General features: G+C 74.3%; 1 protein-coding gene. It reads left to right on the forward strand.

What is annotated here, in order from left to right; all coding sequences use genetic code 11:
• Positions 1 to 15: 15 nt before the first annotated feature.
• Positions 16 to 1,294: glycosyltransferase family 4 protein (locus tag MXD58_RS27790; protein ID WP_250611123.1), on the forward strand; the 1,279-nt coding region annotated here is incomplete at its 3' end.

Genomic DNA, 1,294 nt, shown 5'->3' on the forward strand with positions numbered 1-1,294 from the left:
CTTGAAGGGAGCGTGATGCCGTTGTTCACCGAGTCGGCGTCGCAGCGGGAATCCCGAACGGATCAGGCGACGTACGCCGGGCTGCTCGCCCCGCAGGTCGGCGCGCCCGGCATCGAGGGGATCGGGACGCGGCGCCCGTCCCTGGCGGAGCTGGTCGAGACCTCGGGTCTGCGCCGGGTACACATGCTGGCCTGGCGCGACCTCGACGACCCCGAGTCCGGCGGTTCGGAGCTGCACGCCGACAAGGTCGCGCAGCGGTGGGCGCACGCGGGCATCGATGTCAGCCTGCGCACGGCGATGGCGCCGGGGCACCCCGAGACGGTGCGCCGCAACGGCTACGCGGTCGTGCGCAAGGCCGGGCGCTACTCCGTCTTCCCGCGCACGGCGTTCTCCGGGGCCGCGGGCCGCGGCGGGCCGTGGGACGGCCTGGTGGAGATCTGGAACGGAATGCCGTTCTTCTCCCCCGTGTGGGCCCGCTGCCCGCGGGTGGTGTTCCTGCACCACGTGCACGCGGAGATGTGGCGGATGGTGCTCTCGCCCCGGCTCGCGAAGGTCGGCGAGACGATGGAGTTCCGGGTGGCCCCGCCGATGTACCGGCGGACCCGGATCCTGACGCTGTCCCAGTCGTCCCGTCACGAGATCATCGAGCTGCTGGGCCTGCCGCCGCGCAACATCACGGTGGTGCCGCCGGGCATCGACCCGGCGTACGTCCCGGCGGGCGAGCGCTCGCCGCATCCGCTGGTGCTCTCGGTGGGCCGCCTCGTCCCGGTGAAGCGGTTCGACCTGCTCATCGACGCGCTGCTGCGGGCCCGCACGGAGCACCCGACGATGGAGGCGGTCATCGTCGGCGAGGGCTACGAGCGCCCGGAGCTGGAGAAGAAGATTCGCGCGGCCGGCGCGGCCGACTGGCTGCACCTCGTCGGGCGGGTGGACGACGAGGAGCTGCGCGCGCTCTACCAGCGAGCCTGGGTGCTGACGTCGGCGTCGGCCCGCGAGGGCTGGGGCATGACGATCACCGAGGCGGCGGCGTGCGGTGTGCCGTCGGTGGCGACCCGCATCGCCGGGCACACCGACGCGGTCATCGACGGCGAGACCGGCCTGCTCGTGGAGCCCGCCGAGCTCGGCCGGACGCTGGCCGGCGTGCTCACCGACCGGGACCTGCACGCCCGCCTCGCCGCCGGGGCGCTGGCCCATGCGGCGACGTTCACCTGGGAGGAGACGGCCCGGTCGACGTTCGCCGCGCTGGTCCGCGAGGCGGCCCGCCGCAACGGTCCCGGCTCGGCGGCGGCCCTGT

It is taken from the genome of Frankia sp. AgKG'84/4, assembly GCF_023242965.2.
Lineage (GTDB): Bacteria > Actinomycetota > Actinomycetes > Frankiales > Frankiaceae > Frankia.